This window comes from Pseudomonas sp. UBA7500 (genome assembly GCF_002478435.1).
Taxonomy (GTDB): domain Bacteria; phylum Pseudomonadota; class Gammaproteobacteria; order Pseudomonadales; family Pseudomonadaceae; genus Aquipseudomonas; species Aquipseudomonas palmensis.
The window spans coordinates 25,207-50,445 of record NZ_DLNW01000055.1 but is presented as its reverse complement, the minus strand read 5'-3'; the positions used below and the strand labels follow the sequence as shown (position 1 = coordinate 50,445).

27 protein-coding genes are annotated in these 25,239 nt (G+C 66.2%); 16 read left to right on the top strand and 11 right to left on the bottom strand.

Annotation, left to right across the window (positions count from 1 at the left end):
- Window positions 1-68 precede the first annotated feature (68 nt).
- Window positions 69-530, bottom strand: coding sequence for a PAS domain-containing protein (locus B4I46_RS24465; protein WP_078479492.1), 462 nt, complete (start codon window positions 528-530; stop codon window positions 69-71).
- Between the two features lie 150 nt (window positions 531-680).
- Here B4I46_RS24465 and B4I46_RS24460 point away from each other — a divergent pair, with 150 nt between their 5' ends.
- Window positions 681-1,136, top strand: a complete 456-nt coding sequence (locus tag B4I46_RS24460; RefSeq protein WP_286902242.1) for a flavodoxin — start codon at window positions 681-683, stop codon at window positions 1,134-1,136.
- Here the strand turns inward: B4I46_RS24460 and B4I46_RS24455 are convergent, their stop codons facing one another.
- Window positions 1,137-2,024: a LysR family transcriptional regulator gene (locus tag B4I46_RS24455; protein ID WP_210014846.1), complete on the bottom strand. Its 888-nt coding sequence runs from the start codon at window positions 2,022-2,024 to the stop codon at window positions 1,137-1,139. It abuts the gene before it with no gap.
- 96 nt (window positions 2,025-2,120) lie between these two features.
- On the opposite strand from B4I46_RS24455, the gene B4I46_RS24450 reads away from it, so the two are divergent.
- From B4I46_RS24450 to B4I46_RS24435, 4 genes are all read left to right on the top strand, one after another.
- On the top strand, window positions 2,121-2,507 hold the full coding sequence (locus B4I46_RS24450) for a CidA/LrgA family protein (protein WP_043860423.1): 387 nt from the start codon (window positions 2,121-2,123) through the stop codon (window positions 2,505-2,507).
- The gene (locus tag B4I46_RS24445; RefSeq protein ID WP_286902241.1) at window positions 2,497-3,183 is read left to right on the top strand and encodes an LrgB family protein; all 687 of its coding nucleotides are present in this window, start codon (window positions 2,497-2,499) and stop codon (window positions 3,181-3,183) included. The genes B4I46_RS24450 and B4I46_RS24445 overlap by 11 nt, the downstream gene beginning before the upstream one ends.
- 192 nt (window positions 3,184-3,375) lie before the next feature.
- Window positions 3,376-4,281, top strand: coding sequence for an alpha/beta fold hydrolase (locus B4I46_RS24440; protein ID WP_043860421.1), 906 nt, complete (start codon window positions 3,376-3,378; stop codon window positions 4,279-4,281).
- Window positions 4,282-4,392: 111 nt separating this feature from the next.
- Window positions 4,393-5,304, top strand: coding sequence for an SDR family oxidoreductase (locus B4I46_RS24435; protein WP_286902240.1), 912 nt, complete (start codon window positions 4,393-4,395; stop codon window positions 5,302-5,304).
- A gap of 293 nt (window positions 5,305-5,597) precedes the next feature.
- Here the strand turns inward: B4I46_RS24435 and B4I46_RS24430 are convergent, their stop codons facing one another.
- On the bottom strand, window positions 5,598-6,377 hold the full coding sequence (locus B4I46_RS24430) for an IclR family transcriptional regulator (protein WP_286902238.1): 780 nt from the start codon (window positions 6,375-6,377) through the stop codon (window positions 5,598-5,600).
- Window positions 6,378-6,495: 118 nt separating this feature from the next.
- Between B4I46_RS24430 and hmgA the strand changes: the two genes are divergently transcribed.
- From hmgA to maiA, 3 genes are read left to right on the top strand one after another with little or no spacing between them, the layout of a single operon-like run.
- Window positions 6,496-7,797: a homogentisate 1,2-dioxygenase gene (gene hmgA / locus B4I46_RS24425; RefSeq protein WP_043860418.1), complete on the top strand. Its 1,302-nt coding sequence runs from the start codon at window positions 6,496-6,498 to the stop codon at window positions 7,795-7,797.
- A 2-nt stretch (window positions 7,798-7,799) separates the two neighbouring features.
- Window positions 7,800-9,092, top strand: a complete 1,293-nt coding sequence (fahA, locus tag B4I46_RS24420; RefSeq protein ID WP_043860417.1) for a fumarylacetoacetase — start codon at window positions 7,800-7,802, stop codon at window positions 9,090-9,092.
- Between the two features lie 12 nt (window positions 9,093-9,104).
- Window positions 9,105-9,731, top strand: coding sequence for a maleylacetoacetate isomerase (gene maiA / locus B4I46_RS24415; protein ID WP_253086573.1), 627 nt, complete (start codon window positions 9,105-9,107; stop codon window positions 9,729-9,731).
- A gap of 77 nt (window positions 9,732-9,808) precedes the next feature.
- Here the strand turns inward: maiA and B4I46_RS24410 are convergent, their stop codons facing one another.
- Complete coding sequence (locus tag B4I46_RS24410) at window positions 9,809-10,615, bottom strand: SirB1 family protein (protein ID WP_043860415.1); 807 nt, start codon at window positions 10,613-10,615, stop codon at window positions 9,809-9,811.
- A 116-nt stretch (window positions 10,616-10,731) separates the two neighbouring features.
- On the opposite strand from B4I46_RS24410, the gene B4I46_RS24405 reads away from it, so the two are divergent.
- Window positions 10,732-11,754, top strand: coding sequence for a Leu/Phe/Val dehydrogenase (locus B4I46_RS24405; RefSeq protein WP_286902237.1), 1,023 nt, complete (start codon window positions 10,732-10,734; stop codon window positions 11,752-11,754).
- Between the two features lie 3 nt (window positions 11,755-11,757).
- Here B4I46_RS24405 and B4I46_RS24400 read toward each other — a convergent pair whose 3' ends face one another.
- The gene (locus B4I46_RS24400; RefSeq protein WP_043860413.1) at window positions 11,758-12,021 is read right to left on the bottom strand and encodes a YebG family protein; all 264 of its coding nucleotides are present in this window, start codon (window positions 12,019-12,021) and stop codon (window positions 11,758-11,760) included.
- Window positions 12,022-12,276: 255 nt separating this feature from the next.
- Here B4I46_RS24400 and B4I46_RS24395 point away from each other — a divergent pair, with 255 nt between their 5' ends.
- Entirely contained in the window at window positions 12,277-12,747 is a 471-nt protein-coding gene (locus B4I46_RS24395) for a phosphate-starvation-inducible protein PsiE (protein WP_043860412.1), read from the top strand.
- A gap of 2 nt (window positions 12,748-12,749) precedes the next feature.
- Here B4I46_RS24395 and B4I46_RS24390 read toward each other — a convergent pair whose 3' ends face one another.
- From B4I46_RS24390 to B4I46_RS24370, 5 genes are all read right to left on the bottom strand, one after another.
- Window positions 12,750-13,058 (bottom strand): DUF3509 domain-containing protein, encoded by a 309-nt coding sequence (locus tag B4I46_RS24390; RefSeq protein WP_043860411.1) that lies wholly within the window; start codon window positions 13,056-13,058, stop codon window positions 12,750-12,752.
- Window positions 13,059-13,194: 136 nt separating this feature from the next.
- Window positions 13,195-13,608 (bottom strand): HPF/RaiA family ribosome-associated protein, encoded by a 414-nt coding sequence (locus B4I46_RS24385; RefSeq protein ID WP_043860410.1) that lies wholly within the window; start codon window positions 13,606-13,608, stop codon window positions 13,195-13,197.
- Between the two features lie 248 nt (window positions 13,609-13,856).
- Window positions 13,857-16,187, bottom strand: coding sequence for a TonB-dependent Fe(3+) dicitrate receptor FecA (gene fecA, locus B4I46_RS24380; protein ID WP_286902236.1), 2,331 nt, complete (start codon window positions 16,185-16,187; stop codon window positions 13,857-13,859).
- Between the two features lie 89 nt (window positions 16,188-16,276).
- A complete protein-coding gene (locus B4I46_RS24375) occupies window positions 16,277-17,179 on the bottom strand; it encodes a FecR domain-containing protein (RefSeq protein WP_286902235.1) in 903 nt (300 codons plus the stop codon).
- 23 nt (window positions 17,180-17,202) lie between these two features.
- Window positions 17,203-17,703 (bottom strand): sigma-70 family RNA polymerase sigma factor, encoded by a 501-nt coding sequence (locus tag B4I46_RS24370; RefSeq protein WP_054914873.1) that lies wholly within the window; start codon window positions 17,701-17,703, stop codon window positions 17,203-17,205.
- 200 nt (window positions 17,704-17,903) lie between these two features.
- Here B4I46_RS24370 and B4I46_RS24365 point away from each other — a divergent pair, with 200 nt between their 5' ends.
- The 6 genes from B4I46_RS24365 (at window position 17,904) to B4I46_RS24340 (ending at window position 24,172) form a co-directional block, all read left to right on the top strand.
- Window positions 17,904-18,209, top strand: a complete 306-nt coding sequence (locus B4I46_RS24365; protein WP_043859706.1) for a DUF3649 domain-containing protein — start codon at window positions 17,904-17,906, stop codon at window positions 18,207-18,209.
- A complete protein-coding gene (locus B4I46_RS24360) occupies window positions 18,206-19,783 on the top strand; it encodes a PepSY-associated TM helix domain-containing protein (protein WP_286902234.1) in 1,578 nt (525 codons plus the stop codon). The genes B4I46_RS24365 and B4I46_RS24360 overlap by 4 nt, the downstream gene beginning before the upstream one ends.
- Window positions 19,783-20,109, top strand: a complete 327-nt coding sequence (locus B4I46_RS24355; protein ID WP_043859708.1) for a DUF3325 domain-containing protein — start codon at window positions 19,783-19,785, stop codon at window positions 20,107-20,109. The genes B4I46_RS24360 and B4I46_RS24355 overlap by 1 nt, the downstream gene beginning before the upstream one ends.
- A 4-nt stretch (window positions 20,110-20,113) precedes the next feature.
- Window positions 20,114-20,677 carry an RNA polymerase sigma factor gene (locus tag B4I46_RS24350; RefSeq protein WP_100633479.1) on the top strand — a complete coding sequence of 188 codons (564 nt, stop codon included), beginning with the start codon at window positions 20,114-20,116 and terminating at the stop codon, window positions 20,675-20,677.
- The gene (locus tag B4I46_RS24345; protein ID WP_286902233.1) at window positions 20,674-21,654 is read left to right on the top strand and encodes a FecR family protein; all 981 of its coding nucleotides are present in this window, start codon (window positions 20,674-20,676) and stop codon (window positions 21,652-21,654) included. Before B4I46_RS24350 ends, B4I46_RS24345 begins: the two co-directional genes overlap by 4 nt.
- A 103-nt stretch (window positions 21,655-21,757) precedes the next feature.
- Window positions 21,758-24,172: a TonB-dependent siderophore receptor gene (locus tag B4I46_RS24340; protein ID WP_286902232.1), complete on the top strand. Its 2,415-nt coding sequence runs from the start codon at window positions 21,758-21,760 to the stop codon at window positions 24,170-24,172.
- 65 nt (window positions 24,173-24,237) lie between these two features.
- Here B4I46_RS24340 and B4I46_RS24335 read toward each other — a convergent pair whose 3' ends face one another.
- A complete protein-coding gene (locus B4I46_RS24335; protein ID WP_058540853.1) occupies window positions 24,238-25,113 on the bottom strand; it encodes a helix-turn-helix domain-containing protein in 876 nt (291 codons plus the stop codon).
- Between the last annotated feature and the right edge of the window lie 126 nt (window positions 25,114-25,239).

Genomic DNA, 25,239 nt, shown 5'->3' with positions numbered 1-25,239 from the left:
GGCGAACTCGGCAATTTCAATCGGGAATCATTTCTTCGTGGGTGATGGACAACGATTCGCTGGCTTTGTTAAGACCGTCCGTCGGGTTTCTGCGCGTCGAGCAGGGCGTACGCCCGGGCCAGTTCCTGCTCCAGTTCCAGCACCCGCTGCTCGGCGGCCACCTGGCGGCTCACGTCCTTCTGGATACCGATGAAGTACTTGAGCTGGTCGGCCTCGTTGAACACCGGGGTGATCGACAGCTCGTTCCAGAACGGCGTGCCGTCCTTGCGGTAGTTGAGCAGTACTTCCCGGCATGGCTGGCCGCTGCGGATGGCGTCGCGGATGCGTGCCCGGGCCGCATCGTCGCGCGGCTCGCCCTGCAGGAAGCGGCAGTCGCGGTACAGAATGTCGTTGGCCGCGTAGCCGGTCAGGCGTTCGAAGGCCGGGTTCACATAGATCAGGATGGTGTCGTCGTCGCCTTCCTGTTCGGCTACCACGATCCCGTCGTTGGAGGCATCAATCATGCGTTGCAGCAGCTTGGCGTTGATCATCGTGTCGAACCGAATGTGAAAGGGGCACCCAGGCGAAGGATTCTAGTGGATTGCCGAGCGGTCGGCATCTGCATGCGGGCCAATTGCCAGCGTCCGGTACCCGCATCAGGTGGTAGTATCCTACGCTTTTACTCAGCTTCGGGATTAGTTATGAAAGTTGCCATTCTTTCCGGCTCGGTCTACGGCACTGCCGAGGAAGTTGCACGCCATGCCGCCTCGCTGCTCCAGGCGGCGGGTTTCGAGACCCTGCTGGCCAACCGTGCCAACCTGCAGGACGTTCAGGGCTTTGTCCCGCAGGCCTTTCTGGCGATCACGTCCACCACCGGCATGGGCGAGCTGCCCGACAACCTGGTGCCGCTGTACAGCGAGATCCGCGATGTGCTGCCAGGTGCCTGGCGCGGCTTGCCCGGTGCGGTGATCGGCCTGGGCGACTCCTGCTATGGCGACACCTACTGCGGCGGCGGCGAGCAATTGCGCGAGCTGTTCGCCGAACTGGGCCTCGACGAAGTGCAGCCGATGCTGCGTCTGGACGCCAGTGAAACCGTCACCCCCGAAACCGACGCCGAGCCCTGGCTGGCCGAGTTCATCGCCAGGCTGCGCGGCTGATCACAGCGGTTGCGGGCGCTCGCGCAGCAGTGCCAGCCAGGCCTGCGCCGCCCGTGACAGGTAGGCGCCCTGGCGCCAGATGAAGGCGATGTCCCAGCGCAGGTCGCTGGGCTCGCTCAAGGTCACACGCACCACCCCCGGCCGTTCCAGGCCCCGCGCCACCACCCGTGGCAGCAACACCACGCCCTGGCCTGCCGCCACCAGTGCCGCCAGAAAATCCGCCTGGCCGCTGCGTCCGCCTTCCTTCGGGGTAAAGCCGTAGGCCTGGCAGGCCGCCAGCAGGCGATCATTGAGCACGAAGCTGCGCTGGTACAGCAGAAACGGCGTGTCGGCCAGTTGTCCCAGGTTGATGCTGGCGGCAGTGGCCAGTGGGTGGGCTACCGGCAGCAGCGCATCCAGCGGTTCGTTGCAGAAGGGCTGGCACTCGAAGCCCGGCGTGGTGGGCGTGAGGCTGCCGCCCAGCTCCAGCTCGCCGCTGCGCACGGCGTGCTCCACGTTCAGGCTGCCGCCTTCGAGCAATTGCACGGTGATGTTCGGGTAGCGCCGCCGGTACTCGGCGAACAACCCGGCAAACAGCGCGTCGCTGCCCAGCAGCGGCAGCCCCAGGCGCAACTCGCCCCGCGCCAGCTGGCCAAGGTCGTCGAGTTCGTTGTGCAGTTCCTGGCGCAGCCGCAGCATGGCCTCGCCGCGGGCCAGCACGATCTTGCCGGCGTCGGTCAGGTGCAACTGCGAGCCATGGCGATCGAGCAGGGCCATGCCCAGGTCGTGCTCCAGCTGCGCCACCTGCTTGCTCACGGCCGACTGGCTGATATGCAGGGTCTGCGCGGCCTGGGTGAAGCCGCCGCGATGAACCACTTCGACAAAACTGCGTAGTTGCTTGAATTCCATTGCCTGAATTCCATTATGGAATGCAGGCCAGTCTAACAATTCGCTTTTTGCATGGGCAGCGGGATTTTAAACTGCAGGCCTCAGAGGACCCCTTCGATGACTGCCGTTTCATTCAAGAAATTTTCGCGCTTGCTCGCTGAACTGGGCGTGCTGCTCGTGCTGTACCTGCTCGGTTGCCAGCTGTCGGCCTGGCTGCACTGGCCGATCCCGGGCGGTGTGGTGGGCATGGCGCTGTTGCTGCTGGTGTTCGCCACCGGGCGGGTCAAGCCGGCCACCCTGCAGACCGGCGCCACCCTGCTGATGGCAGAGATGCTGCTGTTCTTCATTCCGGCGCTGATGAGCCTGCTCGACTACGGCCCGCTGCTGCGCAGCGAAGGCTGGCGCATTCTGCTGGTGATCGGTGCAAGCACGCTGCTGGTGATGCTCGCCACTGCCTTCACGGTGGAGTGGGCGTGCCGCTGGAGGCTGCGCCATGACGCTTGAGCCGATGTCGCTGTTCTGGCTGGCGCTGACCCTGCTGGCCTACCTGGGCAGCCGCTGGCTGTACCGACGTACCGGGCGCTACCTGCTGTCGCCGCTGATCCTGGTCCCGGTGGTGCTGCTGGCGGTGGCGGTGCCGTTGCACACCGGTTACGCCGAGTACGCGCGCAACACGCACTGGCTGATGTCGGTGCTGGGCCCGGTCACCGTGGCCTTTGCGGTGCCGATCTGGCAGCAGCGGGCGCTGCTGGCACGCCACTGGTCGGCCCTGTCGCTGGGCATGCTGGTGGGCAGCGCGGCGTCCATCGGTAGTTCGTGGGCCCTGGCCCATGCGTTGTCGCTGGACAATCAGGTGAGCCTGTCGCTGCTGCCACGCTCGATCACCACACCCTTTGCCATGCCGCTGGCCCACGACCTGGGCGGTGTGCCGGAACTGACCGCGGTGTTCGTGATGTTCACCGGGGTGCTCGGTGCCCTGATGGGCGGGGTACTGCTCAAGTACCTGCCCTTGCGCACGCCGCTGGCACGCGGGGCGCTGTTCGGGGTGGGGGCGCACGGCGCCGGGGTCAGCCGAGCCCATGAGGTGGGCGGCGAAGAGGGCTCTGTGGCGGGGCTGGTGATGGTGCTGACGGGCATTTTCAACCTGTTCATGGCGCCACTGTTACGTCACCTGCTGTAACTATTTACTGCCCTGACCCGATGGGCCAATAAGCTGGCTGGCAATGCAACACCCGCCATCGAATCGCGCCTCTAGACTGACCGGCAGCAGAGCACACCCATGTGCCGAGGTGATTGCAATGACCGCCGCCAACCCTTTGCCCGACAACGCGCTGCCCCCAGGAAGTTGCAGCCCCGAACCAGGACCTGCGTGATGCCCCTCGCCGAGATTCCCTTGAGTGTCTGGCGTACCCGTGGTCGCAGTTTCACGTTTCGCCAGCAATCGATTCGCTACTGGAGCGCAGGGCAGGGCGAGCCCCTGCTTCTGCTGCACGGCTTCCCCACTGCCAGCTGGGACTGGCACTACCTGTGGCAACCCCTGGCCCAGCGCTTTCGCGTGATCGCCTGCGACATGCTCGGCTTCGGTGACTCGTCCAAGCCGTTGCACCACACCTACAGCCTGCTGGAACAGGCAGACGTACAGCAGGCCCTGCTCGAACACCTGCAGGTTCAGGAGCCGGTGCACCTGCTGGCCCATGACTATGGCGCCACGGTGGCCCAGGAACTGCTGGCCCGTCACCACGAGGGGGCGGCCCAGGTGGCCAGTTGCGCGTTTCTCAACGCCGGCCTGTTCCCGGAGTGCCACCGTGCGTTGCTGGTGCACAAGCTCCTGCTCAGCCGGCTTGGCTGGCTGGTGGCGCGCTCGTTCGGGCGCGACGACCTGGTCAGGAATGTCACCCACCTCTATGGCCGCAGCACACGCCCCAGTGAAAGCGTGCTGGATGACTGCTGGAGCCTGATCGCCTCCAACCGTGGCAATCGCATCCTGCACAAGCTGGCAGCCTATGTACCCGAGCGCGTCACCTGGCGCGAGCGCTGGGTGGCGGCCTTGCAGCAGTCAGGCGTACCGCTGCGCCTTATCAATGGCGCCGCCGACCCGGTATCGGGCGCGCATGTGGTGGCGCGTTACTGCGAACTGGTGCCCCAACCCGACACCGTGACCCTGCAGGGCATCGGCCATTATCCGCACACCGAGGCACCGGTACAGGTGCTGCGCCACTACCTGGCATTTCGGCAGCAACCCCTGCCAAGCCTGGCGCACAAGGTCGCCTGGTCCTGATCATCCCGCTGCCTTATCGCCTGCCATTCAGCGTCCGCCCGGTTGATTGTCCGGGGCCGGGCGCTGGCTGACACTGGCTGCCATATTCCTTGCAGTTAACGGAGTGCCGAGATGACCGAGTCGATTCGCCTGGATGAAAAAGTAGTGATTGTGACCGGCGCTGGCGGGGGCCTCGGGGGTGCCCATGCGCTGCTGTTCGCCCGTCATGGTGCCCACGTGGTGGTCAACGACCTGGGAGGCTCCACCCATGGTGAGGGCGCCAGCGCATCGGCGGCCGACCGTGTGGTGGCCGAGATTCGCGAGGCGGGCGGCACGGCGGTGGCGAGCCATGACTCGGTCACCGATGGCGAGCGTATCGTCCAGCAGGCGCTGGACACCTTCGGCCGCGTGGATGTGCTGGTCAACAACGCCGGCATCCTGCGGGACAAGACCTTTCACAAGATGGAGGACAGCGACTGGGACCAGGTGTACCGCGTGCATGTGGAGGGTGCCTACAAGCTCACCCGCGCCGCCTGGCCGCACCTGCGCGAGCAGAACGCGGGGCGGGTGATCTTCACCTCGTCCACCTCGGGCATCTACGGCAATTTCGGCCAGGCCAACTACGGCATGGCCAAGCTGGGCCTGTACGGGCTGACCCGCACTCTGGCGCTCGAGGGGCGCAAGCACGGCATCCTGGTCAATGCCATCGCCCCCACCGGTGGCACGCGCATGACCGAGGGGCTGATTCCGCCGCAGGTGTTCGAACAGCTCAAGCCCGAGCTGATCAGCCCGCTGGTGGTGTACCTGGGCAGTGATCGCTGCCAGGACACCGGCGGGCTGTACGAGGTCGGTGGCGGCTGGGTGGGCAAGGTGCGCTGGGAACGCAGCCTGGGGGTGGGCTTCGACCCGCGCCAGGGCATGAGCGTGGAAGACATCGCCGCAAGTTGGGATGCGATCGGCGATTTCGAGGGCGCGGTGCACCCGCAGGACAGCCTCGAGGCGTTGCAGCAGATGATGGCCAATCTGCACAGGCACGCAGGCTGAACCGGGCCGCACAAATAAAAAAGGCCGCTGCAAAAGCAGCGGCCAAGCAAGACGTAGATCAAGGAGCTTCAAAATCAACGTCGGTGAACCTGAAGGGGGAGGGTTCAACGTGTCAGGTGGTTACTCTAGGGGGAGAGGATTAACCTGACATTAACCGCCAAACCATCGGCCCAGCGCCTGGCGAAACCGCGTTTCGCTGCAAGCCCGGCCAGCATAGCCAGCCCCCCTACCGAAAAAAATAGACGTTTCGGACATTCACTGTTGCAAAGTGGGTAACAGTGCACCAAAACAGGTCACTGTGGTTCATAGCCCATGCGCCAGCTGATTGCCTGAGCCGCCGCCTGCAGCTGCTGCGCCGCCGGGCCCTGTTCATCGGCATGGAAAATCGAGGTAGGGCCCACCACGGTCAGCACGGCAGCGATGTTGCCCATGGCGTTGAACACCGGTGCCGACAGCGCATCCACCCCCGGCATCAGCAGGCCATGCACATGGTGCAGGCCGCGTGCGCGGATCTGCGCAAACAGCGCTTCGTAGTCTGCGGCGTCCTGGCCCAGGGCAAGCAGTTCCTGGTCGCGCAACTCGATGGTCTCGCGCTGGGGCAGGTAGGCCCCGAACACCAGCCCGGTGGACGAACTGAGCAACGGCAGCACCGAGCCGATCTGCGTCACCACCGTCACGGCGCGCACCGCAGGTTCGATGTTCACCACCGTTGCGCCCTGGTTGCCCCACACCGCGATAAAGCAGCTTTCATTGAGCGCGTCACGCAGCTGTGACAACGGCATGGCCGCCACTTTGAGCACGTCCATCCCGCCCAGCGCGGCCAGGCCCACGCGCAGGGCTTCACGGCCCAGCCCGTAGTGGTTGGTGGCCGGGTTCTGCTCGGCAAAGCCGCTGGCGATCAGGGCCTGCAGGTAGCGATGCACCTTGCTCGCGGGCATCTGCACATGCTCGGCCAGGCGCGACAGCGAGGTGGCCGGCGAGAGCTGGGCCAGCGCCTTGAGAATGTCGGTACCGACCTCCGCCGAGCGGACCTTCTGTTTGCCGTTGCTGTCGGCGGTTCTGGTTTTGCTCATGGGAAAGGGGTCCGTGTTGACAGGTGGGCGTCTTTATAGCTTGACGGGTTACAGGTATCAAATTACGTTATGCGTAATCAGTTTACGATAATAATAACGCTACCTGACTGGAGGCTCGATGAACGTCGATTCCACTCCCGCCCTCGCTTACCAGAGCGGCTTCGGCAACGAATTTGCCAGCGAGGCATTGCCCGGCGCCCTGCCGGTTGGCCAGAACTCCCCGCAAAAAGCCCCGTATGGCCTGTATGCCGAGCTGTTTTCCGGCACCGCATTCACCATGGCGCGCAGCGAGCAGCGGCGTACCTGGCTGTACCGTATCCGGCCATCGGCACTGCACCCGGCATTCGAACGCCTCGAGCGCCAGTTGAGCGGCGGCCCGCTGGGCCCGGTAACCCCCAACCGGCTGCGCTGGAGCCCGCTGGACATCCCGGCCGAGCCCACCGACTTCATCGACGGCTGGGTAGCCATGGCGGCCAACTCGGCGGCGCAAAAGCCGGCCGGCATCAGCATCTACAACTACCGCGCCAACCGTTCCATGGAGCGGGTGTTCTTCAACGCCGATGGCGAACTGCTGCTGGTCCCCGAGCAGGGCCGCCTGCGCCTCGTCACCGAGCTGGGCGTGCTGGACGTGGAGCCCCTGGAAATCGCCGTGCTGCCCCGTGGCCTGAAGTTTCGCGTCGAGCTGCTCGACAGTCAGGCGCGTGGCTACATTGCCGAAAACCACGGCGCGCCGCTGCGCATTCCGGACCTGGGCCCGCTGGGCAGCAACGGCCTGGCCAACCCGCGCGACTTCCTCGCGCCGGTGGCCCACTACGAAGAGCAGCAGGGCCCGGTGCCGCTGGTACAGAAGTTCCTCGGCGAGCTGTGGGGCTGCGAACTGCAGCACTCGCCGCTGGACGTGGTGGCCTGGCACGGCAACAACGTGCCGTACAAATACGACCTGCGCCGTTTCAACACCATCGGCACGGTCAGCTTCGATCATCCCGACCCGTCGATCTTCACCGTGCTCACTTCGCCTACCAGCGTACCGGGCATGGCCAACATCGATTTCGTGATTTTCCCGCCGCGCTGGATGGTGGCCGAGAACACCTTCCGTCCACCGTGGTTCCACCGCAACCTGATGAACGAGTTCATGGGGTTGATCAAGGGCGAGTACGACGCCAAGGCCGAAGGCTTCCTGCCCGGCGGCGCCTCGCTGCACAGCTGCATGAGCGCCCACGGCCCGGATGCCGAAACCTGCGCCAGGGCGATTGCCGCCGACCTTGCACCGAGCAAGATCGACAACACCATGGCGTTCATGTTCGAGACCAGCCAGGTGCTGCGCCCGACCCGCCATGCGCTTGAATGCCCGCAACTGCAGGCCGACTACGACACGTGCTGGGCCACCTTGCCGAGCACCTTCACCCCGAATCGGAGATAACCATGAACCAGTCCGCCATTGCCCGCAGTTGGGTCGAGCACGCCAACGGGCATAGCGATTTCCCGCTGCAGAACCTGCCGCTGGGTATCTTCAGCCGTGGCAGCGACGAGCGTCGCTGCGGTGTGGCCATCGGTGACGCGATTCTGGACCTCGACGCGGTGCTGGCTGCCGGGCTGTTCGACGGCCAGGCCCGCAATGCGGTGCAGGCCACCCGCGGTGGTGCGCTGAACGCCTATTTCGCCCTGGGCCGTGAGGCCCGCGTGGCCCTGCGCGAGCGCCTGCTCGAACTGCTGGGTGCCGACAGCCCGCACCAGGCTGCGCTGAAGCCGGCCCTGTACCCGGCCGCCGAGTGCCAACTGCACCTGCCGGCGCGCATCGGCGACTACACCGACTTCTATGTAGGCATCGAGCACGCCAAGAACGTCGGCAAGCTGTTTCGCCCCGACAACCCGCTGCTGCCCAACTACAAGTACGTGCCGATAGGCTACCACGGCCGTGCCTCGACCATTCGCCCGTCGGGTACCGATGTTCGTCGGCCCAACGGCCAGACCCTGCCTGCCGGGCAAACCGAGCCGAGCTTCGGCCCGTGCGCGCGGCTGGACTACGAACTGGAGCTGGGCATCTGGATCGGCCAGGGCAATGCCATGGGCGATGCCATCCCGGTAGCGCAGGCAGGCGAACACGTGGCCGGCTACTGCCTGCTCAACGACTGGTCGGCCCGCGACATCCAGGCCTGGGAATACCAGCCGCTGGGCCCGTTCCTGTCCAAGAGCTTCATCTCCACCGTGTCGCCCTGGGTGGTCACCGCCGAAGCGCTGGAGCCGTTCCGCTGCGCCCAGCCGGCACGCCCCGAAGGCGATCCGCAGCCGCTGGCGTACCTGCTCGACCCGCGTGACCAGGCGGGTGGCGCGTTCGACATCGAGCTGGAAGTGCTGCTGCTGACCGAGCGCATGCGCGAGCAGAACCTGCCGGCGCATCGCCTGACCCTGAGCAACACCCTGAGCATGTACTGGACCGTGGCGCAGATGGTTGCGCACCACAGTGTCAACGGCTGCCAGTTGCAGCCAGGCGACCTGTTCGGTTCGGGCACCCTGTCGGGCGCCAAGCCTGGCCAGTTCGGCAGCCTGCTGGAGATTACCGAGGGCGGCAAGGTGCCGATCGAACTGGCCAGTGGCGAGGTGCGCAGGTTCCTCGAAGACGGCGACGAGATCATCCTGCGCGCGCGCTGCAAGCGTGATGGCGTGGCGTCGATCGGTTTTGGCGAGTGCCGCGGCAAGATCCTGCCGGCACATTGAGAGGGTACGAGCATGGAACTGTATACCTACTACCGTTCTACCTCGTCGTACCGCGTGCGCATTGCGCTGGCGCTCAAGCAGCTGGATTACCAGTCGCTGCCGGTCAACCTGCTCAAGGGCGCGCAGCGCGAGGCCGAGTTCCTGGGGCTGAACCCCCAGGGGCGCATCCCGGCGCTGCGTATCGACTCGGGCGAGCTGCTGGTGCAGTCGCCGGCGATCATCGAGTACCTGGAGGAGGTTTATCCACAGCCTGCGCTGTTGCCGCAGTCGCCGGTGGCGCGGGCGCAGGCGCGCGCCGTGGCGGCGTTGATCGGTTGCGACATCCACCCGCTGCACAATGTCAGCGTGCTCAATCAGCTGCGTGAGCTGGGGCATGACGACACCCAGGTGAACGCCTGGATCGGCCACTGGATCACCCAGGGGCTGGCGGCGGTGGAGCAGATGATCGGCGAGGCGGGGTTCTGTTTCGGCGATGAGCCGGGGCTGGCGGATGTGTACCTGATCCCGCAGGTGTATGCGGCCGAACGGTTCAATGTGGACCTGTCGGGCTGGCCACGGATTCGCCGGGTGGTGGCGCTGGCCGGTGAGCATGATGCGTTCGTGCAGGCGCACCCTTCGCGTCAGCCGGATGCCCCCTGATGGCCCATTCGCCGGCCAGGCCGGCTCCTGCAGGCGCTGCGCGGCCCGTGTAGGAGCCGGCCTGGCCGGCGAAGCTTTCAGTGCACCGAAGGCGTCGGCGGCGGCAGGTGGCTCAGCCGCTCGGTCAGGCGCAACCGCTGGATCGGGTCATCCGTCAGCATCAGCGCATGCTCCAGGTCAAACCGCTCTGCCTGCGGGCAATCCAGCCGCTGATACAGTGTCGCCCGCGCCAGGTAGTCGCTGGCGCTGGCCGAGCCCAGCAACAGCACCCGCTCGGCATCCTTCAACGCCGCCAGGTCATCATCATTGCTTGCATGCAACTGACGCAGGTTGCGCGACAGTCGTTGCAGCATCTGCTGTGCGCTGGCCGTCACCAGATGCTCGGCGCTCAACGGCAACTGCGGGCCGAACTGGCGGCTGAGCAACTCGCGACAATCGGCCGGGTACAACCGGCGCCCGCCGCAGGGGTCCAGCAGGTGATCGGCCCCCGGCACGCGCAACAGGAAATGCCCCGGAAAATTCACCCCCTCCAGTGGTATCGACAGCCCGCGGGCCAGCTCCAGCGTGAGGATCGCCAGTGCCAGCGGTTGTCCGCGACGACGTTGCAGCACCTTGTTCAGCAGCGCCGCCTGCGGGCGCAATGGGTGATATTCGTCCTGCTGGAAGCCCGCCGCGCTGAGCGCCCGCAGCAACGGCTGCGCCAGTTCGCTCACCGGCAGCATGGGCAGGCTCTGGCTGACCTGCTGCTGCACGAGCTGCAATTCGCCCAGCACCTGGGCCGGCTGCACGCTGGCATCGTGTTCGGCAGCGATCCACAGCGCCGCCTCGAACAGGGCGGCGGGGTTGCGTTCCAGGCAGGCCAGGCAGGCTTGGCGTGGGGTCATGGCAGTCTCCGCTCAAGCTTCTGTTGTAGCGCCGGCAGGGGCGTTCGTCCAGTGCCGCAACGTGTGCCTTCGCGCCGCCTATACTGGTGGGAGCACTGACTCACGAGGGCTGGGCAATGTTCGCTCTCATGCAAAGCACGCGCACCCACTCACTGCACCTGTGCGTCGACCCGGCCACGGGCCTCAAGGCGGTGATCGCCATTCACAACCAGCGGCTGGGCCCGGCCATGGGCGGTTGTCGCTATCTGCCTTACCCGGACGACGACACCGCAATGACCGATGCCATTCGCCTGGCCCAGGGCATGAGCTACAAGGCTGCCCTGGCGGGCCTGCCGCTGGGCGGTGGCAAGGCGGTGATCATCCGCAACCCCCATGTGGAAAACCGCGCCGCGCTGTTCGAGTCCTTCGGGCGCTTCGTCGACAGCCTGGAGGGGCGCTACATCACCGCGACCGATAGCGGCACCTCGACCCTGGACATGGACTGCATCGCCCAGAGCACCCGGCACGTCACCAGTACCACCACCGCCGGCGACCCTTCGCCGCATTCGGCCATGGGCGTGTTCGCCGGCATCCGCGCCACGGCGATGGCGCGCCTGGGCACCGACAACCTGGAAGGGTTGCGCGTGGCTGTGCAGGGGTTGGGGAATGTCGGGTTTGCCCTGGCCGAGCAGTTGCATGCGGCGGGGGCGGTACTGCTGGTCAGCGACCATGACCCGGGGCGGGTGCAACTGGCCATGGAGCAGTTGAATGCGCTGCCGGTGGCCAGCGAAGCGCTGGTCAGCACGCCTTGCGACATCTTTGCGCCGTGCGGGCTGGGCCCGGTGCTCAACAGCCAGAGCGTCATGCAGCTGCGCTGTGCCGCGGTGGCCGGCTCGGCGAACAACCAGCTGACCCACCTTCAGGTCGCCGACCAGCTCGAAACCCGCGGCATTCTGTATGCCCCGGACTACATCATCAATTCCGGCGGGCTGATCTACGTGGCGCTGACCCACCAGGGCCAGGACCTTGGCACCATCACCGCGCACCTTGCGCGCATCCCCACGCGGCTGACCGAGGTCTTCGCCCACGCCCAGGCCGAGAAGAGTTCGCCGGCCCGCGTGGCCCAGCAACTGGCCGAGAAGCTGGTGTACAACGCCTGATGCCTACTCGGCGGGCTGCTCGGCAAGCAGCTCGGACAACGCGTCGGGCTGGCTCTTGAAGGCCTTGGCGAACACATCGCGGTTCTTCGCCATGTAGATACCCGCTTCCTCGACCTGCTGTTCGCTCAGCGACGGCACGGCCTTCTGCAGCACCTCGGCGAGCAGTTCGGCCAGCTCGAGCATCTTGTCGTGACGGTCTGCTTCAGCTTTATCCATGAACAAGCGCTCCAGATCGCGGCTGCTGCGGTATACCACTTCGACGGCCATTCATCACCTCACATGCCTTTCGATAATTGATGTGTACGAGTACTGTGTTTTTATACAGGTAAAAGCATAAGGCAAACCACCACGTTTGGGTAGTGGCATTTTTATAGCTCAATTTGCTCGCAATGGTGGGGTGGCGGGTGTCTTGCGGCAATCGGTCGCCTTCTCAAGCTGTGCCGCTGGCCTTTTTACTGCATGCAGGCAAAGCGTCACCTGGGTGGCGCATCCTCCCTTCGTCGTTTCCAAGGAATTCGCATCGTGAACATCAAATGGGCTGAAAAAGTGCGCAAGGGCCTGCATGGCTCGGCGGATTCGCTGGGCAACCTGTGCGTGGAGGCCTTTCATTACCTGGCACTGTTCGGCATCGGTGCCATCACCGCCTATGCGGCGGTGTCGGCATTCATCGAGATGATCGGCAAGGGTGGGGTGAGCGTCGATGACATCCTGCTGCTGTTCATCTACCTGGAGCTGGGGGCGATGGTGGGGATCTACTTCAAGACCAACCACATGCCCATCCGCTTCCTTTTGTACGTGGCGATCACCGCGCTTACGCGCCTGCTGATCGGCGATGTGTCGCACCACAAGGCCCCCGACGTGGGCCTGCTGTATGTGTGCGGCGGGATCCTGCTGCTGTCGTTCTCGATCCTGGTGGTGCGCTACGCCTCGTCGCGCTACCCCTCCACCAAGGCCATCGACGCCAGCGGCAAGGAAATCGAAGAGGCCAAATAGCCTTACGCCCCCGCGCGGCGCTCGCTGGCGGCGCGCAGGCCCGGGGTGCGTGCACCGTCGCGGGTCATGCTGGCCAGAATCTCCATGGCGCTGTGGCCCTGCTCGATGGCAATGCCAAAGCGCACGCTCTCGATCAGGCGCGCCAGGCGCTTGGGGTCATTGCGCTGGGCCGGGCTGATCAGGCGCTTGGCCACCACGCCCTGATCGTCGGACAGGGTCAGCATGATGCTGCCATCGAGCCGCTCGATACTCAGGTTGACCCGGTAGGTGTCGGCAAATGCAGCGTTGATCTGTTGGAAGGGGTTGATCATGGGGCTGTACCTGGCAAAGACATGTTCTGATTGACCGGGCCCTGGCCAGGTTGGTTCAGGTGGCGTTGCGGGGCAGGTGCCGAGTGGTCAATAAAAAAGGCGAGCCGTGGCTCGCCTTCTTTCATTGCCTTGGCTGTCAGGCCTGACGGGCCTGCAGGGCTTGCTCGTTCTCCAGGAATTCTTCCTGCAGCAGGGCATCGGCTGCCGGGGCGGTTGCGACCTTCTGGGTCACGCCACGTTTGCCGCGCAGTTTGCCGAACAGGTGCTCGAGGGAATGCTCGAGTTTGGTCGCGGCGCCTTCGATGGCCTGCTCCAGGCTATCGGCCTTGTGGCTGACGGAAATCGGTTGATGGCCTTTGGGGCGTGCCTCCATCTGGCAGCGCATGTCGTGGGGGCCTGGCTTGTCGCCGTTCTCATCGCGCAGGTGGACTTCGATGCGGGTGAGGTCTTCTTCGTAGCGTTCGAGCGTGCTTTCTACCGTAGTGCGTACCCACTCTTCGAGACGGGCACTGCTTTGGATATGGTTGTCGCTGTTGACTTGGATTTGCATAGTTCAATCCCTTATTCAGCTAGCTCGCAAGAGAACGATGCGGGCCATTGCGGCCTGTGGAAATCATCGCCTCTTGACTACAAGGTCAGGCAGTTGGCAGAACTTTTCAAGTGCTTGAAGAAGAAAAATATTTTGTGGCAATTAAACAGGTGAAAGGTTGTCTGGGGGTGTCCTGAGTCAATGCGCGGCCCCCCGGCAAGGTGCGCTCCTGTAGGAGCCGGCCTTGCCGGCGAAGCAGACGCTACCGATCAGAAAGCAATCGATGTCTGCAGATAGACCGTCCGTGGCTCACCCACATACTTGCCCTTGTTGTTGTCGTCGAACGAGCGCGTGAAGTACTGGTGGTTGAAGATGTTCTTCACCCCCACCGCCACGTTCAGGTTCGACAGCTGCGGCCCGAAGTCATAGCCGGCGCGGCTGCTGAACAGCATGTAGCCCGGGATGCGCCCGGCCGCGCCGTCTGCGCTTTGGGCCGAGGTGTTGGCGTTGTCGGCGAACTGGCTGCTCTGGTAGGTGCTGTCCAGGTTCAGCTTCCACGGCCCGTCGGTGTAACCCAGCCCCAGCGTGCCCTTGTGCCTGGAGGAGAACGGCACACGATTGCCCTTGTTCGGCCCATCTTCGCGGATTGTCGCGTCAACGAAGGCATAGCTGGCGTACACATCGAACCCGGCCAGCGCCGGCGTGAGGCCGTCCAGCGCGTACTTCACGCTAGTTTCCAGGCCCTGGTGGCGGGTTTCACCACGGGCGATCACGTCGTCGGTGGTCTGGTTGCTTTCGTACTGGTTGTCGAAATTGATCAGGAACAGCCCGGCCTCGGCCTGCAGGTTGCCGTTGTCGTAGCGCGTGCCCAGCTCCCAGGTGCGGGCCTTCTCGGGCTTCACTTCACCCTGGTTCACGCGGTTGGGCATCTGGCTGTACTGCACGCTGCCGAACGAACCCTCGGTGTTGGCGTAGAGGTTCCAGCTGTCGCTCAGGTGGTACATCACGTTCAGCGCCGGCAAAGCGGTGTTGTAGTCGCCCTTGTATTCCAGGCCCTTGAGCTTGTTGCTCTGCTGCGACTTGATCATCTCGTAGCGGATACCCGGGGTGATGGTCCACTGGCCGATGTCGATGCGGTCATCCAGAAACAGCGCATGGGCATCGGTGCCGCCACGGGTGTCGCGGTCGTTGGGGCTGGAGGTGGTCGGCAACTGGCCGGCGCTGATGCTCTCCATGTAGCGCAGCTCGTGCCCGGCCTCGTTGATGTAGCGGTAGCCCAGGCCCACCTCGTGGTGGCTGTCGCCCAGCGCAAAGCCCTGGGTGAAACGGGTTTCGATGCCGCGCACCCAGTACTCGCGCGGCGACAGCGAGATCGACCTGTTCTGCACCAGGTAGCCACTGCGCAGGGTCTTGGTGAAGAAGCTGTTGACGCTGAACTGGCGCTCGCCTTCCTTGTAGTCGTAACCGGCGTTGAACATCGTGCGCCGGCCCCAGAACTTGTCCTGCAGGCGGGTCGACTGGTACGGGTCGGCGTCGTAGTCGGCCACGTTGAGGCCGCCGGGCATCTGCGCCTCGCCCTCGTAATACTGCGCCATGGCATGCAGGCTGTTGGCCTCGTCCAGTTGCAGCTTGCCCTTGAGGATCAGGTCGTCGATCTGCGTGTCGCTGTGCTCGCGCCAGTCGCCACCGCGGGTGCCCGAATACAGGATCGCGCCGCCCAGGCCGTTGTCGGCGGTGCCGCCGGCCAGCAGGTTGGCGCTGCTCTTGAAACCGTCGTGGCTGGAGGAGGGGCTGGTCTGGGTCTGCAGGCCGGCCTTCAGCGTGGGTTCGTCGGGGATCGCGCGGGTCACGAAATTGACGATGCCGCCCACGTTCTGCGGCCCGTAGCGCACGGCGCCGCCGCCGCGTACCACGTCCACCGCGTCCATGTTGCCCAGGCTGATCGGCGCGAACGACAGCTGTGGCTGGCCATAGGGCGCGAACGGCACCGGAATGCCGTCCATCAGCACCGTTGAGCGCGAGGCCAGGCGCGGGTTGAGCCCGCGAATGCCGAAGTTCAGCGCCATGTCGTGGCTGCCGGTGCCGTTGTTTTCCGGCGCATTCACCCCGGGGATGCGGTTGAGCACTTCCCGTGCGCTGCTGGCGCCGGTGCGTTCGAACTCTTCACGGCGGATCACGTCTCGCGCGCCGGGGTGTTCGAACACGTTGTCCTGGGTGGCTTCACCCAGCCAGTCGCCGACCACGCTGGAGCTGCCCAGCTCCAGCGGCGCGCCGGCGGCCGGGGCCAGCGGTTGCAGGCTGTAGGCGTTGTCGCCTTCGGCGCGGGCCTGCAGGCCGGTGCCTTCAAGCAGCGCGGCCAGGCCCTGTGCAGTGGAATACTCGCCTTCCAGGCCACGGCTTTTCACGCCCTGGGTCACCTGCGAGCCGAACGAGATCAGCACGCCGCTTTCACGCCCGAACTGGTTCAGGGCGTCTTCCAGCGACATCGGGGCGATGTGGTAGGTGCGTGCCTGGGCGGCGTGCAGGGGCGCAACGGCGCCGAAGGTGAGGCTGGCGCCCAGCAGCAGGGCATGGGCGAGGGGGCTTAGGCGAAGCGGCATGCAAAGGGTCCTTGAGAAGGTCGGGGCAAAGGGTTCTGCCTTCTCTGTCACGCGAGATGAAAAAACGGCTCAAGGTTCTGAAAATAATCTCAGGCGCGGGCTTCTACCGTGACCCAGTAGCGGGTGAAGCGCCGCACGCGCACCGGCAGCGACACCTCCAGCAGGTCCAGGATGCGTTCGCTGTCGGCCAGCGGGTAGCTGCCCGACAGCAGCAGGTCGGTCACCGCCGGATCGCACGTGAGCTGGCCGCGACGGTAGCGGGCCAGATCGTCGATGAAGTCCCCCAGGCGCGTATGCGCAGCCACCAGCATGCCGTCGACCCAGGCGCCGGTGTTGGCATCCACCGCATGGGTGGCGCCCCAGCGTGGCCCGTCGAAACGCGCCTGCTGCCCGGCTTCAAGCGCATGCCCGGCAAGCATCGCCCGGCCCTGCAGCACCGCCACCCGGCTGTGGTCGGCCCACTGGCGCACGTTGAAGCGCCCGCTCGACAGCTGCAGCAGGCCGTTGCCGGTCACCACGCGCAGGGGGCGGGGGTCGTCGGCCACATTGAGCAGCAGTTCGCCTTCGAGCAGGTGGATCAGCCGCTGTTCGCGGTCCAGGCGCACGTCGGCGGCGCTGGCGGTGTTCAGGTGCAGGTGCGTGCCGTCGTCCAGGCGCATCTGGCGGCGCTGGCCCAGCGGGCTGCGGTAGTCGGCCAGCAGGGGCGGCAGCGGGTTGTGCTGCTGCAGGGCCAGCCCGCAGGCGCCGCCCACCCCGAGCAGCAACAGCGCCTTGAGCGCGCGCCGCCGGCTGGCCGAGCGTGGCGCCTGCAGGGCGGCGTGCGCCAGTGGCGAAGACAGCCCGCGCAGGCGCTGATTGACCCGCTGTATGTGTTCCCAGGCGCGGCGGTGTTCTTCGCTGGCCTGCAGCCAGCGCTCCATGGCCAGTTGCTGGCGGCTGTCGAGGGCACCGCCCTGCAGTTCGATCAGCCAGTGCACCGCCTGTTCTGCCACCTTTGGCGAGAATTCCTGGGCGCTCACAGGGCGAAGTAGCAGCGCATGGCCGCCTTGTTCAGATGGCGCTTCACGGTGGCCAGCGAAATGCCCAGCTGCCGGGCGATGTCGGCGTAGCCCAGGCCGTCGACCTGAGCCATCAGGAAGGCGCGCTTGACCACCACGGGCAGGCCGTCGAGCAGCCGGTCGAGTTCGATCAGGGTTTCCAGAATGATCGCGCGATGTTCTTCGCAAGGCGCCACCGCTTCGGGTAGCTGGGCCAGTGCCTGGTAGTAGGCGCGTTCCAGGTCCTGGCGGCGGTAGTGGTTGAACAGCACGCGCTTGGCCACCGTGGTGAGGAAGGCGCGAGGTTCGTTGAGCGTTGGTGTTTCGCGCGCCTGCAGCAGGCGCATGAAGGTGTCCTGGGCCAGGTCGGCGGCGCTGTGCGGGCAGCCCAGGCGCTGTCGCAGCCAGCCGGTGAGCCAGTTGTGATGGGCGCTGTAGAGGCCTTCGAGCGAAGCAGGGGCGGGCTGGGCACTGGGCACCGTGACAACTCCGGCGCCGGGGGTGCGCAAAAGAATAAGAATTGTTCGCATTGTAGGATTTGACGCCACAGGCTTCAAGCCACCCGCTGCAAGCGGCCATACCACCGATCTGCTTCTTCATGGCCGGTTGAAGCGGTGTCTTTGCATCTGCGAATATTAATCATTAATATTACGCCCCTCCTCACACTGGACCCGCTGTCATGAAAAGCAAAGCCGCCGGGCTGCCCTTCAGTTATCGCCTGGCCGTGACCTCGCGCAGCCTCGCGGCGCTGCTCGGCGGTTACCTGCTGGCGGCCATGGCCAGCGTGTGCATCACCTTGTTGCTGCCCATGCCCAAGGCCGACGCGGTCGTCACCGGCATGATGCTGTCGTTTCTGTTCTACCTGGTGGCGATCCTCTGGTGCTTCGCCTGTCGCAGCGCCTGGCATGCCTGGCTCGGGGTGCTGCTGCCCGGCGCCGCGCTGGCCGCCATCAACGGTCTGGCCTACTGGATGCAAACCCCATGAAAGAAGGCTTTCGCCAGGCCATGGCCTGGCTGCACACCTGGGCCGGGCTGATCTTCGGCTGGCTGCTGTTCGCGATCTTCCTCACCGGCACGCTGTCGTACTTCAAGAACGAAATCAGCCACTGGACCCAGCCGGAGATCCCGTACCGCACCCTCGACACCACCGCCAGCCTGAGCCTGGCGCAGCGCTACCTGCAAACCAACGCCGCCGATGCCGGCAGCTGGTTCATCCAGTTGCCCGAAGCACGCGACCCGACCCTGCGCGTGGGCTGGCGTGCACCCGGCGCCGGCCGGCGCGATTTCAACGAAAAGATCCTCGACCCCGCCACCGGCAATCAACTGCACCCGCGCGACAGCAGCGGCGGCGAGTTCTTCTACCGCTTCCACTTCCAGTTGCAGATGCCCTACCCGTGGGGCCGCTGGCTGTCGACCTTCTGCGCGCTGATGATGCTGGTGGGGCTGGTCACCGGCATCATCACCCACAAGAAGATCTTCAAGGAGTTCTTCACCTTCCGCCCCGGCAAGGGCCAGCGTTCCTGGCTCGACGGCCACAACGCGATCGGCGTGCTGGTGCTGCCGTTCCACCTGATGATCAGCTACAGCAGCCTGGTGATCTTCATGGCCATGGTGATGCCGGCCAGCATCAGCACGATGTATGGCGACAACCTCCAGGCCTATTACAACGAGCTGTTTTCGCGCGACGAGCCGGTCAAGCCGGCGGGCACCCCGGCACCGCTGGTGCCGCTGGCGCAGCTGTATGCCCAGGCGCGCCAGCAGGCGCCCGGCAGCGAGATCAGCTGGGTCGAGGTGCAGAACCCCGGCGACCTCAACGCACGTGTGCGCCTGGTGCGTGCCAGCAACGAGGGCATCGCCCAGAACCGCGGCGCCGGCTGGCTGTTCGACGGCGTGCAGGGTACCCCGCTCAAGGCCCCGGGCGAGCAGAGCACGCCGTTGGTGATTGCCGCCGGCATGTACGGCCTGCACATGGGCCACTTTGCCGGCCCGACGCTGCGCTGGCTTTACTTCGTGTTCGGCCTGGCCGGCACTGCCGTGATCGGCACGGGGCTGGTGATGTGGCTGGGCAAGCGCCAGCTCAAGCACGCCAAGAGTGGCACCCAGCCCTTCGAGCTGCGTCTGGTCGAGGTGCTCAACATCGCCAGCATGAGCGGGCTGATCCTCGCCGTGGCGGCGTTCTTCTGGGCCAACCGCCTGTTGCCGGTGGCCCTTGAAGGACGTGCCGATCTTGAGGTCGACAGCTTCTTTGCCGTCTGGGGCCTGGCCCTGCTGCACGCACTGTTGCGCCCCGGGCGCCGCGCCTGGGGCGAGCAACTGCTGCTGGGCGCGGTACTGTTCGCCGCCTTGCCGGTGCTCAACGCCCTGACCACCGGCACCGGCCTGCTGCCTGCGATCGCCCAGGGCGACTGGATGATTGCCGGGTTCGACCTCACGGCGCTGGGCTGTGGCCTGCTGCTGGCCTGGATGGCGCGCAAGATGCTGCGCCCGCAGGTGTTGGCGCCCAAGCGCGCGGCACGCACGCCCAGGGCCGCACCGCTGATCGAAAGCGAGGTGCAGTGATGCTGGCCATCGCGTTGTTCGGCTTTGCCGCAGTGGCGGCGTTGTGCCTGGCCATGGAGCGCCATTACACCGACCTGCTGGGGCACAAGCCTACGCCCCGCCGCCTGCGTGGCCTGCGCATGGGCGGCTGGTTGCTGATCGCCGTGGCACTGGGGCTGGCGGTGCGTCACAGCGGCTGGGCCATGGGCCTGGTGGAGCTGAGCGCGGTAGTGATGGGCGGCTTGTGCGCGTGGGTGTTCGTCCTTCCTTACGCCCCGCGCCTGCTGCTGGGCCTGGCCGCGGCCAGCCTGGTGCTGGCGCCGCTGGCACTGCTGGCGCCGTACTGAAACGATGAGCGAGCCGCTCGACAGCCACGACGACGCCCCGGGCCGCGCACGTTTCGTGCAGGTGTTCGTGGCCCAGCGTGCGCGCATGGAGCGCCTGGTCAGCCGCCGCGTGGGCTGTCGGGCCACCGCCGCCGACCTGGTGCAGGAACTGTTCCTGCGCTTCTGGCGTCGCCCGCAGGTCGAGGTCGAGGCGCTGGACACCTACCTGCTGCGCTGCGCCGGCAATATCGCCATCGACCACCTGCGCAGCCAAGGCGCCCGCGAGCGGGTCAACGACAGCCTGCTGGCGCCGCATCAAGACAGCCATGCCAGCGAGCCCGAGGCCGCGCTGGAGGCCGGCAGCGACCTGCGTCGGATCGAGGCTGCCCTGCGCGAGCTGCCCGAGCGCACCCGCCAGATCTTCCTGCTCAACCGTATCCATGGCCGCACCTATGCCGACATTGCGCGGGCCATGGGCCTGTCCCAAAGCGCCGTGGAAAAACATATGATGCGTGCCCTCGAGGCCTGCAAGGCGAGTATCGCCGCCGAGCCTGCCGTGCCCCGCAAGCCAGGGAATGCCCCGCGATGAACGCTCCAGCCCCACCTACCGCCGAACAGCAGCAGGCCGCGCTCGCCTGGCTCGGCCAGATCAACCAGCAGCCCGCGCGTGCCGAGAGCGCCGCGTTCAAGCGCTGGTTGCTGGCCGACCCTGCGCACCCGCAGGCCTGGCGCCAGGCCCAGGCGCTGTGGCAGCAGACCGCCGCGCCTGCAGCACGCCTGGCCGCCGAAGACGCCCCGGTACTGGAGGCCTACCTGCGCGCGATGGACCGGCCCCGGCGCCGTTGGCCGGCCCGTGTGGCCGGGTTGGCACTGGCTGCCAGCGTGGTGCTGGGCGTGGCGATGGGGGCGGGCTGGCACCCGGCCAACTGGGTCGATGACCTGGGCGCCGATTACGTGGCCGCGGTGGGCGAGCTCAAGGCCGTGACCCTGGCCGACCAGTCGCACCTGCTGCTGGATGCCGACAGCGCCATCGACGTGGACTTCAGCGGTGGGCAGCGTCGCGTGCAGGTGCGGCGCGGCGCGGTGTTCTTCGAGGTGACGCATACCGGTGCGCCGTTCACCGTGCAGGCCGATGGCGGCGAGGTGCGGGTGATGGGTACCCGGTTCGAGGTGCGTCGCCAGCCCCAGGGCACCACCGTTACCGTGCTCTCGGGCAAGGTCGGGGTCACGCCGGCGCCGGGGCAGGCGCAGCAGGTGCTCACGGCCGGCCAGAAGGTGGAGTACGCCCAGGGCCTGGCCGGTGCAGTGCAGGGCGTGGACAGCGAGAACCGCCTGGCCTGGCGCCAGGGCTGGCTCAACTACTACCAGGCGCCGCTGGCGCAGGTGGTCGACGACCTGGCGCGGCATTACCCCGGGCGCATCGTGCTGCTGGACGACGCCCTGGCGGCGCGCAAGGTCAGCGGCAGCTTCCCCGCCGCCGACCCGCTGGCGGCGCTGGACGCCCTGGGGGCGGTGGCCGGCTTCCAGCGCAAGACCCTGCTCGGGCGGGTCACGCTGCTGCGCTGAAAAATATTTTCACGGCCCGGTGAGGTAAGTACGTGCGACAACCGTGTAGTGATTGAAAGTGCGATTCATTCGCATGAAACAGGTTCACTCACAGGTCGACGGCATGAAGTTCAGGGCAAAATCATCGTTGGTGCGTTGCGTTTCAATCGGGCTTGGGGCGGCAGCGTGGCTGCCGCTGGGGGCGGGCGTGAGCCAGGCGGTGGCGGCGCAGCAGGTCGAGCAGGTGTACCGCTTTGCCCAGCCCAGCAAACCCTTGCCCCAGGCGCTCAACGACTTCAGCCGGGTGACCGGGTTGAGCGTGGTCTACACCGTCGAGCTGCCCGGCCTTGCCGCGCCGGCCCTGACGGGCACGTTCAGTGCCGAGCAGGCCCTGCAGCGCCTGCTGGGCAACAGCGGCTTCACCTACCGCCGCGTGAATGCGCGCACCCTCACCGTCGAACCGCTGGCCCAGGCCGGTGCACTCAACCTCGAGCCCACCACGGTCTCGTCCCAGCAGGATAGCGTCGGCAGCTACCAGCCGCCGGCCACCAGCGCGATCATGCGCAGCCAGGTGCCGAACCTGGAGATCCCCCAGGCCATCAACGTGGTGCCGGCCCAGGTGCTCGCCGACCAGGCGCCGCGCAACCTCGACGATGCGCTGAGCAACGTCAGCGGCATCACCCAGGGCAACAACTTCGGCGCCACCGCCGACACCGTGATGAAGCGCGGCTTCGGCGACAACCGCGACGGCTCGATCATGCGTGACGGCATGCCGCTGGTGCAGGGGCGCAGCCTCAATGCCAGCACCGAGCGGGTCGAAGTGCTCAAGGGCCCGGCCTCGCTGCTGTACGGCATCCAGGACCCGGGCGGGGTGATCAACGTGGTCAGCAAGCGCCCGCAACTGCAGCGCTACAACGCCGCGAACCTGCGCGGTTCCAGCTATGGCAGCGGCAAGAACGGCAGCGGTGGCGGGCTCGACAGTACCGGCGCGCTGGGCGACAGCAACTTCGCCTACCGCCTGGTGCTCGACCACGAGGACGAAGACTACTGGCGCAACTTCGGCACCCACCGCGAGACGCTGGTGGCGCCGTCGCTGGCCTGGTTCGGTGAAGACACCCAGGTGCAGCTGGCCTATGAGCACCGCGAGTTCCTGTACCCGTTCGACCGCGGCACGGCCATCGACCCGCGCACCAACCACCCGCTGAACATCCCCAGCACACGTCGGCTGGACGAGCCCTTCAACAACATGGAAGGGCGCTCGGACCTGTACCGCCTGGAGGTCGACCATCAGCTTGCCGATGACTGGAAACTCCACTTCGGCTACAGCTTCAACCGCGAAACCTACGATGCCAGCCAGGTGCGCGTCACCGCGGTTGACCCTGCCAAGGGCACCCTCACGCGCAACCTGGACGGCACCCGTGGCGCCCTGAGCAGCGACCGCTTCGCCACTGTCAGCCTGGACGGCAAGCTGCAACTGGCAGGCATGCAGCACGACGTGCTGGTGGGGGTGGATGACGAGTACCGCAAGGTGTTTCGTGCCGACCTGATTCGCGGCGCCCGCAACACCTTCGATTACCTGGACCCGGTGTACGGCCAGGTCCAGCCCGGCACCGCCGTGCGCGACAGCGACAGCGACCAGACCGACAAGCTGCGCAGCAACGCGTTGTTCTTCCAGGACTCGATCCACCTCGACGAGCACTGGATTCTGGTGGCCGGTGCGCGCTATCAGCAGTTCGACCAGTACGCCGGTCGCGGCCGGCCGTTCAAGGCCAACACCGACAACAGCGGCCAGGCCTGGGTGCCGCGTGCGGGGCTGGTGTACAAGGTCGACGACACGCTGTCGTTCTATGGCAGCTACACCGAGTCGTTCAAGCCCAACTCCAGCATCGCGCCGATGACCGGTGGCCTGGTGCTGGATTCCTCGATTGCCCCCGAAGAGGGCAAGTCGTGGGAGCTGGGCGCCAAGCTCGACCTGCCGGGGGCGATCACCGGCAGCGTGGCGTTGTTCGACATCACCAAGCAGAACGTGCTGGTGGCCAATTTCGACACGGCCACCGGCGACACCCTGTACAGCAGCGCCGGCGAAGTGAAGTCGCGCGGCCTGGAGATGGACCTCACCGGGCAGGTGAGCGAGCGCTGGAGCCTGATCGGCAGCTATGCCTTCACCGATGCCCAAGTGTCCCAGGACCCCAAGCTCAAGGGTAACCGCCTGCAGAACGTGGCGCGGCATACCGGGTCGCTGTCGGCGGTGTATGACGTGGGCAGCCTGTTCGGTGGTGATCGCCTGCGGGTCGGCGCCGGGGCGCGCTATGTGGGCGAGCGGGCCGGCAATGCGGAGAACGATTTCGACCTGCCGGCGTACACCGTGGCGGATGCGTTCGCCAGTTATGAAACCCGGCTGGATGAGCACAAGGTGCGCTTTCAGCTGAACGTGAAGAACCTGTTCGACAAGACCTACTACAGCTCGGCGGTGAACCGCTACTTCGTGGCAGTGGGGGATGCGCGGCAGGTGAGCCTGTCGAGTACGCTGGAGTTCTGAGAGCACAGGAAGAACACCCACCGTGAGGGCGGTGGGGGCCCTGTGGGAGCGGGCTTGACCCGCGATCAGCGGCGCATGGCCAACCGATAATCCCCCGGCGTGGCCCCCACCACCTGCCTGAAGCGATTGCTGAAATGGCTGGCACTGGCAAACCCGCACGCCAATGCCACCTCGCCCAACGCCCCGTCGCCACAGCGCAGCAACTGGCGTGCCCGGGCCAGGCGCCGCGCCAGCAGGTATTGGTGCGGCGGCAGGCCGAAGCTTGCGCGGAACATCCGTGCAAAGTGGTAGTGCGACAGGTTGCACAGCAACGCCAGCTCACCCAGGCTGATCGCCTGCTCAAGGTGCGCCTCGATGTAGTCGGCCAGGAGCCGGCGCTGATGCGTCGCCAACCCGCCCTTCAGGCGCAGCCCCCGACGCAGCCCCACCTGGTTGAGCACCGCATGGTCGAGAATCTCGTGGGCCAGGCTGCTGGTCAGCAGGCGCTCGCCGGGCTCGTCCCAGTTCAGCTCGATCAGCCGGCCAAAGCGCAGCGCCTGCTCCGGGTCGTCGATGAAGGTCGCTTCGTGCAGTTGCACCTCGCGCGGTTCGCGGTCCAGCAGGCGGGTGCAGGCCAGGGCGAACTGCGCCTGGCTGATGTACAGGTGCGCCAGGCGGATGCTGCCATTGATCACCCAGTTCGAGGCGTGCTCGGCCGGCAGGATGCACAGCTTGCCGGGCCCGCCCTTGGCGGCGGGGCGATCCCGGCGAAAGGTGCCGGTGCCGCCGGCGATATAGCACGACAGCGTGTGGTGGCTGGGCGCTTCGTAGTCGCGGGCGTCGTGGCGGTTGTTCCACAGGGCTGCGACCAGCTCGTCGCCGAGCTGCGCACTGTGTTCCAGGCGGGCATTGGGCGAGGCGTGCATGGCTTGAAAGACTTGCAACTGGTCCAGCGGCGTCATGGGGTCTACCTCTGTCGGCCATCCTACTCGCGGCCACCGGGCCTGACAGCCCCGCCCAGCAAAAAACCGCAAGTTTGTGCAAGCGCACGGGGCGGCCCGCGCCGGACACTTCAGGCTGTCGTGAGG